Here is a 13,883-nt window from a genome sequence, read left to right as displayed (position 1 = left end):
GAGATCTTGCCATGAATACCCAGTCCTCCCGCGCTCAAGCAGCCAACCAAGCCCAAGCCGGCAGCTATATCACCACCCAAGATGGCGTACAGCTCTATTACAAGGACTGGGGTCCGAAAGATGGGCCAGTCGTCACCTTCAGCCATGGCTGGCCGCTGAATTCCGATAGCTGGGAGTCGCAGATGCTGTTCCTGGCGGACCAAGGCTATCGAGTGATCGCCCATGACCGCCGCGGCCATGGCCGTTCCAGCCAGCCGTGGGAAGGTAACGACATGGATCACTATGCCGATGACTTGGCCGCTGTGATCAACACCCTGGACCTTAACGACGTGACCCTGGTGGGTTTCTCGACCGGTGGTGGCGAAATCACCCGCTACATCGGCCGCCACGGCACCGACCGGGTGAAGAAGGCCGCACTGATCAGCGCCGTTCCGCCGATGATGCTCCAGACCGAAGACTACCCAGGCGGCCTGCCGATCGAGGTGTTCGACGGCCTGCGCAAGGCCTCGCTGGACAACCGCTCGCAGCTGTACCGCGACATCGCCTCTGGCCCATTCTTCGGCTTCAACCGCGACGGGGCAAAAGTCTCCCAAGGGCTGATCGATACGTTCTGGGTGCAGGGCATGCAAGCGGGCCACAAAAACACCTATGACTGCATCGCAGCGTTCTCGGTGACAGACTTCCGCGCCGACCTGGCCAGGTTCGACGTGCCGACACTGATCGTGCATGGCGACGATGACCAAATCGTCCCGATTTACGCCTCCGCCCATGCCGCCGCCAAGCTGGTGCAGAACGCCGAGTTGATCGTCTATCCGGGCGCCCCGCACGGCCTGACCGACACCCACAAGGACCGCCTCAACCAGGACCTGCTGGACTTTCTGGCCAAGTAAACCCATCGCTGCAGCGTCACCCCTCCAATCAATGAAAAAAGGAATGATCATGCTCACTATCAAATCGCTGTTGGCCGTCACCATCACCGCTGCGCTGGCACTGACCTCCGTTAATAGCGCAACCGCCGCGCAACCCGATGCTGCCAAGCCAACCATCGTGCTGGTCCATGGCGCCTTCGCCGAATCGTCCAGTTGGAATGGCGTTGCCGCCCAGTTGCTGACCCAGGGTTATCCGGTCGTTGCCGCGGCCAACCCGCTGCGGGGCGTGAAGCAGGACGCCGATTACGTCGCTGATATCGTCGAGCAAACCGCCGGCCCGGTGATCCTGGTGGGTCATTCCTACGGCGGCGCCGTGATCACTAACGCCGTGCACGACAACCCCAAGGTCAAGGGACTGGTCTACGTCGCAGCCTTCGCGCCGGACAAAGGCGAAACCGCCATCGAACTGTCCGGTCGCTACCCTGGCGGCACCCTCGGCCCGACCTTGGCGGCTCCGGTGCAGCTGGACGACGGCAATAAGGACCTCTACATCCAGCAGGACAAATTCGGCCAACAGTTTGCCGCCGACGTCCCAGCGGCGGACTCCGCCCTGATGGCTGCTACACAACGCCCCATCAGCGAGGCTGCATTGAAGGAAGCGTCTGGCGACCCGGCCTGGAAAAAACTGCCGTCCTGGTTCATCTACGGCTCGGCGGACAAGAACATCCCCGAGGCCGCCCTGAAGTTCATGGCCGAACGCGCGGGCTCGAAAAAGACTGTCACCGTTCAAGGGGCTTCCCATGTGGTGATGACGTCGAATCCGAAGAAAGTTGCAGAGCTGATCGTTGAAGCGGCGCAGGCCAGTTCCAAAGGATGACCGCGTAAAGCGGGGCGACTGACCTAAAAGCCTCGTCCGTTTGTCTTCGAGAAGAACCAAAAACCCGGCACAGGTGGCCGGGTTTTTTCGTTGGGGCATAAATACTATTGCCGCGGTTCCACGACCTCAGCTCAATCAGCGGCTAGTACCCTGCGCCACATGACGCCTCGATCCATCCAGACCAAATGTCAGGTCACTCACCATGGCGGCGCACAGTGTGCAGCCTTGGGCTCGGTATTCGGTTCGACACAACCCCCCTGTGGCGAGGGAGCTTGCTCCCGCTGGCCTGCGCAGCAGGCCCCTGCATTCCTCCAGGCAAACCGCATCGCCCGGTTTTGCGACTGCTGCGCAGCCGAGCGGGAGCAAGCTCCCTCGCCACGGGCGGTGTCTGGGCTGGCGTCATCGCGAGCAAGCTTTGCTCCCACAGGTTTGTGGCTTAACTGACCGGCAGTCACCGCTCTGCGCTTCACTCTGGGTGTGCTTAAGCCAAAGCCGGCGAACCAGGAGCCCAGCTCCGGTATCACTCCACCCTACTCCTGCTTTGCCAGCAGAAAGACCTTGAGGTGTTGAATCACCTGCTCTGGTTGGTCTTCATGAACATACAACTTGGCCTTGTCGATGCTGATAAAGCCGGTAAGGTTGGCAAAGCTCCGGCTCATCTCAATGGCATACGGCTCAGGGAAGGTATCGTCCTGCCGCCCCCAGATCAGCAAGGTCTGCGCCTCGATCTGGCCATGAAGACGGCTCAAGGCATCGAGCTGCGGCCAATCGAGCACTGCGATAAAGGCGCACCGGGCTTGCTCCATGCTCTGCGCGGACTGGATCAGCGGCGCGATAAAGCGCCGATGAAAGCTGCCGAGCAAGTGCTGGTGATCGTAGAGCGTTCCGCCAAACCCCCGCTTCGAACACAGATAGGCAGCACTTCTTAGCTGGATGCGAGCAAGCGCGCCGTATCCCGGTAACCAACGCGCCAGTTGTTTGTACAGACGCTGGTTGGGTGCGCGATGCCCAGGTATTTCGCTATTGAGCAGAATCAACTTGGCCACGCGGCTGGCGTCCCAAAGTGCAAGGTAGCGGGCGGCGATACCGCCGCTGTCATTACCCAACAGGCTATAGCCCTGCGCAATGCCCAAGGCCGCAAGTAAACCCTGGAGCAGACGCGCCTGGCCGGCGGGGCTCAGATCATGTTCTGTTGACCAGGCTGTCATGCCTGCGCCAGGGAGATCCGGCACAATGCAACGAAAGCCTGAGGCAAGCGCATCGACCAACGGCGCAAAGGTATCGCCATTAAGTGGCCAGCCGTGCAGCATCAGCAGTACCGGACCTGTTCCATAGTCGCGATAACCAAAACGCAGCCCTTCGATACTGATGAACTGATGCGGTGCGGCAAGGAAGCCGCTGGTGTATGCATTCATTGCGCTGCCTCAAGTGCTGTGGAGTTTCGGCCAATGTAGTGGCAGACAGGGCGAGCGACTTGTAAGAACCAACTGACTTGAGGGCGCCGTGCAGAATTTTTTGATCCTGGGCAATCAGCTCACCCTGTATGTCGGGCCGCTACCCGACATCAGCCTCCATCGACATAGCGCCAGCGCTCTATGCCTGGGGTTACAGGCGCCGATTCAGGCACGGGGCACCGACGCAAGCCCATGGCAGCGTTACGATCAGTTATTCGTGCCAGCAGGTGTCGCGCATGCTTTGGCGTTTTCCGGGCAACCTGTGGCGGTGTTGTTCTTTGAGAAACAGAGCCGCCTCTACCAGCAGTTAATGCTGCGTTACAACCTATCTACCGAGCACTTGAGCGATCCCGGGCCGAGCGCTGGCAACTGGCTGACGGAACTCAAAGGGTTGACGGGCCGCGATGTGCAGGAAGGCGAAGCCCTCCTCGGGCAAATCGCCATGCGCTTGCTGCCCGATACGGGCGAGTCGAACCATGCAGACCCACGGGTACTCAAGGTGCTGGATGCGATGCAGGCGCAGCCCCAGCGCAATTTCACCACCCAGGAACTGTCGGCCCTCGTTTGTCTATCGCCAAGCCGCCTTTCTGCACTGTTCAACCAGGCCATGGGGCTGCCGCTGAGGCGCTACCGGGTGTGGCTGCGTCTGCGCGCGCTGGTCAGTTTTGTCAGCCAGGGGCTATCGCTCACCGAAGCCGCGCAGATGGCGGGGTTCAGCGACTCAGCCCACTTCAGCAACAGTTGCCGCAAGCTACTGGGGGTCAAGCCGACTGACGTGCTTGCTGGCGATGATCTACGCATCCTCTTTTCCAACCGCCTGTGAACGGCCTTTATGATCCCGCTACACATTGCGTCGATCTCAAAGCCACCATCAAGAACAGAGTCAGGGTCTGTAAAGCGACCTGGCGCAGAGCAGCTTTTGTGGCGAGGGAGCTTGCTCCCGCTGGCCTGCGCAGCAGGCCCCTGCATTTCTTCGGGCGAACCGTATCGTCCGGTCTTGCGGCTGCTGCGCAACCGAGCGGGAGCAAGCTCCCTCGCCACAGGTCTTGCATCGTTTATTTGTGTTTCAGCATCTCCGGCAACTGCGCCACCAACTTCTGATTATTCATCGGCGCCCGAATAAACCCGCGCTGCGTGCCGTCCGGGCCGATGACGGCGAGGTTGCCGCTGTGGTCGACGGTGTAGTTGGGCTTGCTGGTGTCCGCCGGGATGAACGGGATGCTTACCGCGTTGGCGAGTTTTTGCAGGTCTTGCACCGAGGCGGCGGTCAGGCCGATGAACTGCGGGTCGAAGTAACCCAGGTACTGCTTGAGTTGCTTGGGCGTGTCGCGGTTCGGGTCGACGCTCACCAGCACGATCTGCAACTTTGCCACCGCCTCGGGCGGCAGCTCGCTCTTGATCTGGCGCAGCTGGGCGAGGGTGGTCGGGCAGATGTCCGGGCAGAAGGTGTAGCCGAAGAACAGCAGGCTCCACTTGTCTTTCAGCTCATTGATCGTCACCGGCTGGCCGTCCTGGTCGGTCATTTTCACGTCCGGCAGGCTGCGGCTTTGCGGCAGCAGGATGATGCCGGCGTCGATCAGCGCGGTCGGGTCGCCCTGGCCTTTGCCGGACAGCACTTTATTGATGGTCAGGCCGAGGATCAGGGCGATCACGGCCACGAGGATGAAGACGGTTTTCTGGGTTCGGGTCATAGGCTCAACAGTAAGTAGTGATCTACAAGCAGGGCGATGAACAGCAGGAACAAGTACCAGATAGAGTACTTGAACGTGTTGATCGCCGCGTGCGGCCGACTGCCACGGTACAGCACCACGGCCCATTGCAGGAACCTGGCGCCCAGTACAAGCGCGCACGCCAGGTACAGCAACCCGCTCATCTGGATCACGAACGGCATCAGGCTGACCGCCAGCAGCACCAGGGTGTACAGCAGAATATGGATCTTGGTGTAGTGCTCGCCGTGGGTCACCGGCAGCATCGGGATGTCTGCCTTGGCGTATTCCTCCTTGCGATGGATCGCCAGGGCCCAGAAATGTGGTGGCGTCCAGGCAAAGATGATCAACACCAGCAGCAACGGTTCGGCGCTGACGTGACCGGTGGCCGCGACCCAGCCCAGCAACGGTGGCGCCGCGCCTGCGAGGCCGCCAATGACGATGTTCTGAGGTGTGGCGCGCTTGAGAAACCCGGTGTAGATCACCGCGTAGCCGAGCAGCGAGGCCAGGGTCAGCCAGGCGGTCAGCGGATTGGTGAACACCAGCAGCATCGCCTGGCCGGCCAGCGCCAGTGCCAGGGCGAACGTCAGTGCGGCGGCCGGCGAGACCCGGCCCTCGGCCAATGGCCGCTTGTGTGTGCGCGCCATCACCGCGTCGATACGCCGATCCACCACATGGTTGACCGCCGCCGCGCCACCGGCGCACAGCGCAATCCCCAGATTGCCGAACACCAGCACCGTCCAGGGCACTCCCGCGCGGGTCGCGAGGAACATGCCGACCAGCGAGGTGATCAGCATCAATACCACCACCTTGGGCTTGGTCAGCTCCAGGTAATCGCGCCAGATCGCCTGGCTGTGGCGTGTACCGGTCAGGGTTGCCATGGCATCTCTCCTTTGATCGTGATGGGGCCGACGCCGTGTTCAGGCGGATTGAAGCGCCAGCGCAGCGGGACCTGATGCCGTACCCGGACCAGGCTGGTCCGGGCGTGATAGTTGACCAGCACCAGGCTCAGCAACAGCGCGGCACCCCCAGCGTTATGGGCCACCGCCACCGGCAGCGGCAGATGAAACACGACGTTGCTTATACCCAGGGTAATTTGCGCTGCGAGTGCGGCGAGGACCAGTCCCGCCAGTCGGGTCATGCCCACAGTCTTGAGCTGCCAGGCCAGCCCCAGCAGCACCACAGTCACCAGCAAGGCGCCGATGCGGTGGGTCACGTGGATGGCGGTGCGAGCGTCGCTGTCCAGTTGCCCGCCCAGGTAGTTCGGGCCGATGTGCTGGGTCAGGTGGAAGCCATTGGCGAAATCCGCGGGGGGCATCCATTGGCCGTGGCAGGTAGGAAAGTCGATACAGGCCACCGCGGCGTAATTGGAACTGACCCAACCGCCCAGGGCGATCTGGCCGATTACCAGCAACAGCCCAGCCGTGGCCCAGTGTTGCAGGCGCTTGGGCACGGTCAGCGACGGCAACACGCCGGACAATCTCAACGTGAGCAGAAACAGCAGGCTCAACGTCGCGAACCCGCCCAGCAAATGCCCGGTGACCACCTGCGGCCAGAGCTTGAGCGTGACGGTCCACATGCCGAACGCCGCCTGGGCGAACACCACCGCCAGCAGGAACAGCGGCAGTTTTAATGGCAGGCCGGGGTGCCGGCGGTTCGTCCAGGCGCGGGCGGCCAGCGCGGCAATCATCAGTGCCAACGCACCGGCGAAATAGCGATGGACCATTTCGTTCCAGCCTTTATGGGCTTCCACCGGGGTGTCGGGAAAATGCAACTCGGCATGGGCCAGTTGGGCTTCGCCCTTGGGCACGCTGATGAAACCGTAGCAACCGGGCCAATCGGGGCAACCGAGGCCGGCGTGAGTCAGGCGGGTGTACGCGCCCAACAGTACGACAATCAATGCCAGCAACGTGGCAAACAGCGCGAGGCGAAATCCAGGCTTGGCCATGTCGATGCCCTTATCCGATGTTGGACAGTTTCAGCAGATGGCGCAGGTCGTTGAGCAGGTCCTTGCCCTTGACCCGGGCGTCGTAGCGCAGCACCAGGTTGCTGTGGGGGTCGATGATCCACAACTGGGCGCCGCCGGAGCCCTGGGCGCCTTTCTGATAGGCCGGCAGGTCCAGCGGATAACGTTGTAGTTGCGGATATTCGCGCTGCAGTTGGGCGTCGTATTCCGCCTCGAGCGGTTGCGCTATCGCCAGGGCATGGCTGGCGCGGCCCGCCTCGCGGCCCAGGCCGATCTGCACCTGCCGGGCCAGGTACACCAGTTGCCGGCAATCCACCGAGCATTCCTGCGGCGCCGTTACCAGGATCTGCCAGCGCTGCTCATCGGCCTGCACGCCGATGTCCACGCGGGACTGGCCGTTGCCGATCAACTCGCCGTGATAGCTGCGGCTGTCCGGAACCCAGAACTGGAACTTGTACATGCCGGTGGCGAGGATCATCGGGCCGACCACGCCCAGCACAATCAACAGCAATTGCACGCGCCCCTTGCGCCGGCTGCGTGTGTCGGGCGCGTCAGACATGTTGGTTGGATTCATGGTGCTTCCCATGGTGTCTCCCTGCGTTGTGCCATCCGAGATAAAGGAAAAGGCCGAACAGCGCCGCCGCCATGGCGAACCACTGCACGGCATAACCGAGGTGTTTTTCCGGGCCCATGGCGACCACTGGCCAATCGGTCCGGTAGGCGCCAGGGCCGGTTTGTTGTCTCAATTCGTAAGCAAAGCCGCCGCGCCCCAGTTCGGCCCAGAGCTTCTGCGGTTCGATAGCGGTGACCAGCCGCGGCCACGGGGCGCTGGCCGGGTCGGCGTGCAGTTGGAACGTGGCGCCGGGCGCGACGTAGACCCAGGCTTGTAGGTCGATGGGTTGCTCGGGCGTATTGAAGACCGGCGGCGTACGGCGATCAGGCCAGGGCAGCCAGCCGCGATTGACCAGCAGCCACAGCCCGCTGGCGTGGTCGAGGAACGGTTGCAGCAGTTCGACGCCGACCTTGCCGTCGTGCTGGCGGTTATCCAGCAGCAGGCTGTGTTCGGCGTCGAACTGGCCGTGCAGGCTGACGAGACGAAAGGCCGGATCCGTTGTTTGCGAAAGCTCCACGCTGTCCATCGGCTTGGCCACGCGGCGCTCGGCGTAGGTGTCCATGAGCAGGCGTTTCTGCTCGCCCCGGCTCAATTGCCAGAACCCCAGGCACACCATCACCGGCACCAGCACGGCCACCACCAGCGACGGCACGAGACCTGGCCGGAAGCCTTTCATGGCGCCGGCCGAAAGCTGTAGAACGGGATAGCTATACTCACGTGCATCGCGTTCCCCCGGAGTGTTCCTGATGCTAAAAGCAGCCATCGTCCTGATGCTGATCGCCACGATTGCCAGCCTGTTCAGCGGCTTGTTTTTTCTGGTCAAGGACGACAGCAATTCCAATCGCCTGGTCATCGCCCTGGCGATTCGCGTCAGCCTGGCCGTCGTCACCGTCGGCTTGATCGCCTGGGGCTTTTTCAGCGGCCAGTTGGTGTCCCATGCTCCTTGGTAAAGAGCCGCCCTGATAACGGTTGCCTCAGAGTATGTAGACGAAGAAGAACAAGCCGATCCACACCACATCGACGAAGTGCCAATACCAGCTCGCGGCCTCGAAGCCGAACTGATGCTCGTTGTCGAAATGCCCGCGCATGATGCGCATCAGCATCACGAACAGGATGATCGTGCCGATGGTGACGTGGGCGCCGTGAAAGCCCGTGAGCATGAAGAACGTCGCGCCGTAGATCCCCGAACCCAGGGTCAGGCCCAGTTCCTTGTAGGCGTGGATGTATTCCTCGGCCTGGAAACCCAGGAAGGCGCAACCCAGCAGCACGGTGATCGCCAGCCAGATTTTCAGCGCGCCGCGATGACCTTTCTTCAGGGCATGGTGGGCGATGGTGACGGTGACGCTGGAGCTGACCAGCAGGATCGTGTTGAGCAGCGGCAAGCCCCACGGGCTGATGACGTCCTTGGGCGCCGGAAAGAGTTTCGGATCGGGGTTGTTCAGCAATGGCCAGACGTATTCGAAATTTGGCCAGAGCATTTCCGACAGGCCCTTGCTGCCTTCGCCGGCCAAGCCGGGCGCCGACACCACGCGCACATAGAACAGCGCGCCGAAGAAGGCGACGAAGAACATCACCTCGGAAAAAATGAACCAGCTCATGCCCCAGCGGAACGAGCGATCGAGCTGCGCGCTGTACAGCCCGGCGCGGCTTTCCTTGATGACCGCGCCAAACCAGCCGAACAGCATGTAGGCCAGCAGCAGGCCACCGACGAAAAAGATCAGCGGGCCGTGGGAATCCGGACGCGCCGCTTTCAGGTCGTTGAACCAGGTCGCCAGGCCATACACCGTGACGAACATCCCGACCGTGGCGATGATCGGCCATTTGCTCTGGGCCGGAACGTAATAGTGCTCATGAGTTGCCATTTATTGTTCTCCTTATCGGGCACGCTATCGGTCAGTGTTTACAGCCACCGGTGGATGACGAGCGGTGATATCGAACAGCGTGTAGGACAGCGTCAGGTGCTTCACTTCCTTGGGCATGTCCCGGTCGACGATGAAGCGCATGGGCATTTCGATGCGTTCGCCGGGTTGCAGCACTTGCTGGGTAAAACAGAAACATTCGGTCTTGTGGAAATACGCCGCGGCGTTGCTCGGCGAAATGCTCGGCACCGCCTGGGCGCTCATCGGCCGATCGGTGGGGTTATGGGCAATGAACACCATCTCGTTGACCGCTCCCGGCTTGACCACCAATTGATCGCCCTTGGGGTAGAAGTCCCAGACCATGTCCACCGAGTTGGTCGACAAGAACTGCACCCGGACCTGCCGCGACTCATCAACGGTTTGCTCACCCGTGTACTGCCCGCCGGTTTTGCCGTTGATGCCGAACGCTTTGCACATCACGTCGTAGATCGGCACCAGGGCAAACCCGAAGGCAAACATGGCCGCCACCACCAGCAACAGGCGGGTGACCAGTTTTTTCAGCGAGATCGAGTCAGCCATGGCCTGCGCTCCGCACCGAGAACCCTGTGGGAGCGAGCCTGCTCGCGAAAGACGCGACGCGGTGTGCCAGGCATACCGTTTTCGCGAGCAGGCTCGCTCCCACAGAAGCTGGCGTGTTCATTTCACTTCCGGCGGCGTGGTGAAGGTGTGATATGGCGCCGGCGACGGCACGCTCCATTCCAGCCCTTCTGCGCCATCCCACGGCTTGGCCGGTGCCGGCTCACCGCCACGGATGGTCTTGATCACGATGAACAGGAAGAAAATCTGCGTGGTGCCGAACATGAACGCGCCGATCGACGAGACCATGTTGAAATCGGCGAACTGCAGGTTGTAGTCGGGAATCCGCCGGGGCATGCCCGCCAGGCCAACGAAGTGCATCGGGAAGAACGCCATGTTCATGCCGATGAACGAGAGCCAGAAGTGCAGCTTGCCGAGGGTTTCGTCGTACATGTGGCCGGTCCATTTCGGCAGCCAGTAGTAGGCCGAGGCGAAAATCCCGAAGATCGCACCAGGCACCAGCACGTAGTGGAAATGCGCGACCACAAAGTAGGTGTCCTGGTACTGGAAGTCCGCCGGCGCGATAGCCAGCATCAGCCCGGAGAAACCGCCGATGGAAAACAGGATCACGAACGCCACGGCAAACAGCATCGGTGTCTCGAAGGTCAGCGAGCCTTGCCACATGGTGCTCGCCCAGTTGAACACCTTCACTCCGGTGGGCACGGCGATCAGCAGGGTGGCGTACATGAAGAACAGTTCGCCCACCAGCGGGATGCCGACCACGAACATGTGGTGCGCCCAGACGATGAACGAGAGGAAGGCAATGGCCGCCGTGGCGTAGACCATCGAGGTGTAGCCGAACAGCGGCTTGCGCGAGAATGCCGGGATGATCGAGCTGACGGCACCGAAGGCCGGCAGGATCATGATGTACACCTCAGGGTGGCCGAAGAACCAGAACACATGCTGGAACAGCACGGGGTCACCGCCACCGGCGGCGTTGAAGAAGCTGGTGCCGAAGTGGATGTCCATCAGCATCATCGTCACGCAGCCGGCCAGCACTGGCATCACCGCGATCAGCAGGAAAGCGGTGATCAGCCAGGTCCAGACGAACAGGGGCATCTTCATCAGCGTCATGCCGGGGGCGCGCAGGTTGAGGATGGTGGCGACCACGTTGATCGCGCCCATGATCGAGCTGATGCCCATCAGGTGGATGGCAAAGATGAAGAACGTCACGCTTTCCGGCGCATAGGTGGTGGACAGCGGCGCGTAGAAGGTCCAGCCGAAGTTCGGCCCGCCGCCCGGTGTGAACAGGGTGGAAACCAGCATCAGGAACGCCGCCGGCAACAGCCAGAAACTGAAGTTGTTCATCCGCGGCAGGGCCATGTCCGGTGCGCCGATCATCAGCGGGACCATCCAGTTGGCGAGGCCGACGAAGGCCGGCATCACCGCGCCGAAGACCATCACCAGGCCATGCATGGTGGTCATCTGGTTGAAGAATTCCGGCTGCACGATCTGCAGGCCGGGCTGGAACAGCTCGGCGCGGATCACCATGGCGAACGAGCCGCCCAGCAGGAACATGGAGAACGCGAACCACAGGTACAGCGTGCCGATATCCTTGTGGTTGGTGGTCAGTACCCAGCGCATCAGGCCCTTGGCGGGGCCGTGGGCGTGGTCGGCGCCGGCATGACCGTGGTCATCGATCACAGCACTCATGTCCTGTCTCCTTCGAACGAATGGGCTGGTCGGCGCGGGGCAACGAGCCCCGACCGGTTGCGGGAACGGACGTCAGGGCGGCTCATTGGCTATCCGCCTGTTTGAGTTCCAGCACTTCTTTAGGGGTGACCATGTCGCCCTTGTTGTTGCCCCAGGCGTTACGCTCGTAGGTCACGACCGCGGCGATATCGACTTCCGACAGCTGTTTGCCGAACGCGGCCATGGAGGTGCCGGGCTTGCCGTGGAAGACGATGTTCAAGTGATCCTTGATCGGCCCGGTGGCGATTTTCGAGCCCTTGAGCGCCGGGAACATCGGCGGCAGGCCCTGGCCTTCGGCCTGGTGACAGGCCACGCAAGTGGTGTGGTAGACCTTGTCGCCACGTTCCTTGAGTTCTTCCAGGGTCCATTCCTTGCTGGTCAGCTCTTTGAGCTGCGCGGCTTCGGCCTTGCGTTCGCCCAGCCATTTTTCGTAGTCGGGCTTGCTCTTGACCTCGACCACGATCGGCATGAAACCATGGTCCTTGCCGCACAGCTCGGCGCACTGGCCGCGATAAATGCCGGGCTTGTCGACGCGGGTCCAGGCTTCGTTGACGAACCCCGGAATGGCGTCGCGCTTGACGGCGAAGGCCGGCACCCACCACGAGTGGATCACGTCGGCGGAGGTCACCAGGAAGCGCACCTTGGCGTCGACTGGCAGCACCAGCGGCTTGTCGACTTCAAGCAGGTAGTGCTCGCCCTTGGTGCTCTGGTTGTGGATTTGTTCGGCAGGCGTGGCCAGGTTGCTGAAGAACTCGACGTCCTGGCCCAGGTATTTGTAGTGCCACTTCCATTGGTAGCCGGTGACCTGGACATCGATCTCCGATTCGCTGGAGTCGTACATCTTGATCAGCGTGGCGGTGGCGGGAACCGCCATGGCCACCAGGATCAGGAAGGGCACGATGGTCCAGAGGATTTCCACGCGAGTGTTTTCGTGGAAGTGGGCGGCGTTCTGCCCGGTTGAGCGGCGGTGCATCATCATCGACCAGAACATGGCGCCAAAGACGATGATGCCGATGACCACGCAGATCCAGAAGATGGTCATGTGCAAGTCGAACACTGCGTTGCTGATCTGTGTCGCTCCAGGCGCCATATTCACAGTCCAGGCCGCTTGCGCCTGGCTGAAAATCGACCACAACAGGAGGCCCATCCATACGTGTGGATGTCGCGTCATTGCGGGTTCCCCTTATCGTTCTTGTTATCCCGTAGGCGTAACGCCTGCGGCAAGGGATCGGCATTCCAGACTGCTTACTTGACTCGCCGCGCCTTGCTGCACATGCAATCGGGTGTCATCGGCTAACTCCATTCCAAACCGAGTATAGACAGCACCCGCAACCTCGCAACGCGACGGCGTAAATCGTTTGAAACAGCTGGGACTTGCGCCAGAGCCCACGAATGGAGAAGGATGCGCAGCAGAGTGATGGCAAACCGATATAACGGCGACGTATCAAGGATGAGGCAGTTATGAAAAATAGGTCTTAGGAGTTTTTATGCGCCAGCTAAGTTATGTCATTCCTATTTCATTGCCTGTTGTTTCCTGGAGTTGTCATGAACACCGCCGCATTGCGCGAGCAGATCCAAAAAGCCCAACAGCACGAGGCCGAGACCGGTCTGCTGAGTCGTCAGTTGACGGCCCAGTTACCGACGCTGCACCCCGCCATTCAGCTCCCGGACGCGAACGCCAACGACGTTCTGGCGCGGTTTGTCGCAGCCTATATCAACGAAGTGCCTGACCTGCTGGATGCAGCCAACGACGTCGCCAGGGAGGCGGGTATCGAGTCGCAGATCAAGCCCGTACTGAAAATTGCCGAGCAGTATTTCCTCCAGCCTCCGACGATCATGGCCGGGCATGTCGGGCTCAACAGCCTGCTTGACGAAGCCTATCTGGCGCACCGGTTTGTGGAGGAGGTCAACGACCTGTACATCAAGCATTTCGGCCAGCCGCTGATCCCCTTGGACATGACGGTTGCCAATCTGATTGCCCATCAGTTGATCGGTGAGGAATTTGCCAACCAACTCGATGAGGTGGTGCATCACGCGTTCGACGAGATGCTCAACGACGAGACGTTTGCACTGGAGTCGGTGGAAACCTACCGCGAGAAGCTCAGCAGCCCGGAAACCGGCGCAGCCTGGAAGCGCTGGCCCTGCATGTCCCGCCGCTTGGGCGTGGGCCTGGATCTGGATCAGCCGGCGGCTTGATCTCTCAGGCAAACA

15 protein-coding genes are annotated in these 13,883 nt (G+C 61.4%); 5 read left to right on the top strand and 10 right to left on the bottom strand.

The features are described 5' to 3' along the window. Positions 1 to 11: 11 nt before the first annotated feature. Positions 12 to 890 (top strand): alpha/beta fold hydrolase, encoded by an 879-nt coding sequence (locus J3P91_RS27315; RefSeq protein WP_434602296.1) that lies wholly within the window; start codon positions 12 to 14, stop codon positions 888 to 890. 43 nt (positions 891 to 933) lie between these two features. Further along, positions 934 to 1,746 (top strand): alpha/beta fold hydrolase, encoded by an 813-nt coding sequence (locus J3P91_RS27310; protein WP_434602295.1) that lies wholly within the window; start codon positions 934 to 936, stop codon positions 1,744 to 1,746. Positions 1,747 to 2,276: 530 nt separating this feature from the next. On the opposite strand, the gene J3P91_RS27305 is transcribed toward J3P91_RS27310, so the two are convergent. Further along, entirely contained in the window at positions 2,277 to 3,161 is an 885-nt protein-coding gene (locus J3P91_RS27305; protein WP_434602294.1) for an alpha/beta fold hydrolase, read from the bottom strand. A gap of 88 nt (positions 3,162 to 3,249) precedes the next feature. Between J3P91_RS27305 and J3P91_RS27300 the strand changes: the two genes are divergently transcribed. Further along, positions 3,250 to 4,023 (top strand): helix-turn-helix domain-containing protein, encoded by a 774-nt coding sequence (locus J3P91_RS27300; RefSeq protein ID WP_434602293.1) that lies wholly within the window; start codon positions 3,250 to 3,252, stop codon positions 4,021 to 4,023. Between the two features lie 232 nt (positions 4,024 to 4,255). Here the strand turns inward: J3P91_RS27300 and J3P91_RS27295 are convergent, their stop codons facing one another. Genes J3P91_RS27295 through J3P91_RS27275 form a run of 5 tightly spaced genes read right to left on the bottom strand, consistent with a single transcriptional unit; the run spans position 4,256 to position 8,161 of the window. Continuing rightward, positions 4,256 to 4,891 carry an SCO family protein gene (locus J3P91_RS27295; protein ID WP_434602292.1) on the bottom strand — a complete coding sequence of 212 codons (636 nt, stop codon included), beginning with the start codon at positions 4,889 to 4,891 and terminating at the stop codon, positions 4,256 to 4,258. Next, a complete protein-coding gene (gene cyoE, locus J3P91_RS27290) occupies positions 4,888 to 5,787 on the bottom strand; it encodes a heme o synthase (protein ID WP_305497816.1) in 900 nt (299 codons plus the stop codon). The genes J3P91_RS27295 and cyoE overlap by 4 nt, the downstream gene beginning before the upstream one ends. Then, entirely contained in the window at positions 5,775 to 6,854 is a 1,080-nt protein-coding gene (locus J3P91_RS27285; RefSeq protein WP_434602291.1) for a COX15/CtaA family protein, read from the bottom strand. The genes cyoE and J3P91_RS27285 overlap by 13 nt, the downstream gene beginning before the upstream one ends. A gap of 10 nt (positions 6,855 to 6,864) precedes the next feature. After that, complete coding sequence (locus tag J3P91_RS27280; protein WP_434602290.1) at positions 6,865 to 7,458, bottom strand: hypothetical protein; 594 nt, start codon at positions 7,456 to 7,458, stop codon at positions 6,865 to 6,867. Continuing rightward, positions 7,424 to 8,161, bottom strand: coding sequence for an SURF1 family protein (locus tag J3P91_RS27275; RefSeq protein WP_434602289.1), 738 nt, complete (start codon positions 8,159 to 8,161; stop codon positions 7,424 to 7,426). Before J3P91_RS27275 ends, J3P91_RS27280 begins: the two co-directional genes overlap by 35 nt. 70 nt (positions 8,162 to 8,231) lie before the next feature. Between J3P91_RS27275 and J3P91_RS27270 the strand changes: the two genes are divergently transcribed. After that, on the top strand, positions 8,232 to 8,435 hold the full coding sequence (locus J3P91_RS27270; RefSeq protein WP_305497823.1) for a twin transmembrane helix small protein: 204 nt from the start codon (positions 8,232 to 8,234) through the stop codon (positions 8,433 to 8,435). 24 nt (positions 8,436 to 8,459) lie between these two features. On the opposite strand, the gene J3P91_RS27265 is transcribed toward J3P91_RS27270, so the two are convergent. From J3P91_RS27265 to coxB, 4 genes are all read right to left on the bottom strand, one after another. After that, a complete protein-coding gene (locus tag J3P91_RS27265) occupies positions 8,460 to 9,347 on the bottom strand; it encodes a cytochrome c oxidase subunit 3 (RefSeq protein ID WP_305497825.1) in 888 nt (295 codons plus the stop codon). A gap of 24 nt (positions 9,348 to 9,371) precedes the next feature. Next, positions 9,372 to 9,923 carry a cytochrome c oxidase assembly protein gene (locus tag J3P91_RS27260; RefSeq protein ID WP_434570821.1) on the bottom strand — a complete coding sequence of 184 codons (552 nt, stop codon included), beginning with the start codon at positions 9,921 to 9,923 and terminating at the stop codon, positions 9,372 to 9,374. A 117-nt stretch (positions 9,924 to 10,040) separates the two neighbouring features. Further along, complete coding sequence (ctaD, locus tag J3P91_RS27255) at positions 10,041 to 11,633, bottom strand: cytochrome c oxidase subunit I (RefSeq protein WP_305497829.1); 1,593 nt, start codon at positions 11,631 to 11,633, stop codon at positions 10,041 to 10,043. An 82-nt stretch (positions 11,634 to 11,715) separates the two neighbouring features. Then, positions 11,716 to 12,843: a cytochrome c oxidase subunit II gene (coxB, locus tag J3P91_RS27250; RefSeq protein WP_434570823.1), complete on the bottom strand. Its 1,128-nt coding sequence runs from the start codon at positions 12,841 to 12,843 to the stop codon at positions 11,716 to 11,718. 374 nt (positions 12,844 to 13,217) lie between these two features. Here coxB and J3P91_RS27245 point away from each other — a divergent pair, with 374 nt between their 5' ends. Next, on the top strand, positions 13,218 to 13,868 hold the full coding sequence (locus J3P91_RS27245; protein ID WP_434602288.1) for a hypothetical protein: 651 nt from the start codon (positions 13,218 to 13,220) through the stop codon (positions 13,866 to 13,868). Positions 13,869 to 13,883: the final 15 nt, after the last annotated feature.

The sequence above is a fragment of the Pseudomonas sp. Z4-7 genome (assembly GCF_051131965.1).
In the GTDB taxonomy this organism is placed as follows: Bacteria; Pseudomonadota; Gammaproteobacteria; order Pseudomonadales; family Pseudomonadaceae; genus Aquipseudomonas.
This window is presented reverse-complemented; position numbering and strand designations above follow the sequence as displayed.

What these genes read in the sequence shown, in the direction of transcription:
- J3P91_RS27295 (WP_434602292.1), bottom strand. Translation starts at nt 4,891, where the DNA reads ATGACCCGAACCCAGAAAACCGTCTTCATCCTCGTGGCCGTGATCGCC.
- cyoE (WP_305497816.1), bottom strand. Translation starts at nt 5,787, where the DNA reads ATGGCAACCCTGACCGGTACACGCCACAGCCAGGCGATCTGGCGCGAT.
- J3P91_RS27285 (WP_434602291.1), bottom strand. Translation starts at nt 6,854, where the DNA reads ATGGCCAAGCCTGGATTTCGCCTCGCGCTGTTTGCCACGTTGCTGGCA.
- J3P91_RS27310 (WP_434602295.1), top strand. Translation starts at nt 934, where the DNA reads ATGATCATGCTCACTATCAAATCGCTGTTGGCCGTCACCATCACCGCT.
- J3P91_RS27315 (WP_434602296.1), top strand. Translation starts at nt 12, where the DNA reads ATGAATACCCAGTCCTCCCGCGCTCAAGCAGCCAACCAAGCCCAAGCC.
- J3P91_RS27265 (WP_305497825.1), bottom strand. Translation starts at nt 9,347, where the DNA reads ATGGCAACTCATGAGCACTATTACGTTCCGGCCCAGAGCAAATGGCCG.
- J3P91_RS27260 (WP_434570821.1), bottom strand. Translation starts at nt 9,923, where the DNA reads ATGGCTGACTCGATCTCGCTGAAAAAACTGGTCACCCGCCTGTTGCTG.
- J3P91_RS27275 (WP_434602289.1), bottom strand. Translation starts at nt 8,161, where the DNA reads ATGAAAGGCTTCCGGCCAGGTCTCGTGCCGTCGCTGGTGGTGGCCGTG.
- J3P91_RS27305 (WP_434602294.1), bottom strand. Translation starts at nt 3,161, where the DNA reads ATGAATGCATACACCAGCGGCTTCCTTGCCGCACCGCATCAGTTCATC.
- ctaD (WP_305497829.1), bottom strand. Translation starts at nt 11,633, where the DNA reads ATGAGTGCTGTGATCGATGACCACGGTCATGCCGGCGCCGACCACGCC.
- J3P91_RS27270 (WP_305497823.1), top strand. Translation starts at nt 8,232, where the DNA reads ATGCTAAAAGCAGCCATCGTCCTGATGCTGATCGCCACGATTGCCAGC.
- J3P91_RS27280 (WP_434602290.1), bottom strand. Translation starts at nt 7,458, where the DNA reads ATGGGAAGCACCATGAATCCAACCAACATGTCTGACGCGCCCGACACA.
- J3P91_RS27245 (WP_434602288.1), top strand. Translation starts at nt 13,218, where the DNA reads ATGAACACCGCCGCATTGCGCGAGCAGATCCAAAAAGCCCAACAGCAC.
- coxB (WP_434570823.1), bottom strand. Translation starts at nt 12,843, where the DNA reads ATGACGCGACATCCACACGTATGGATGGGCCTCCTGTTGTGGTCGATT.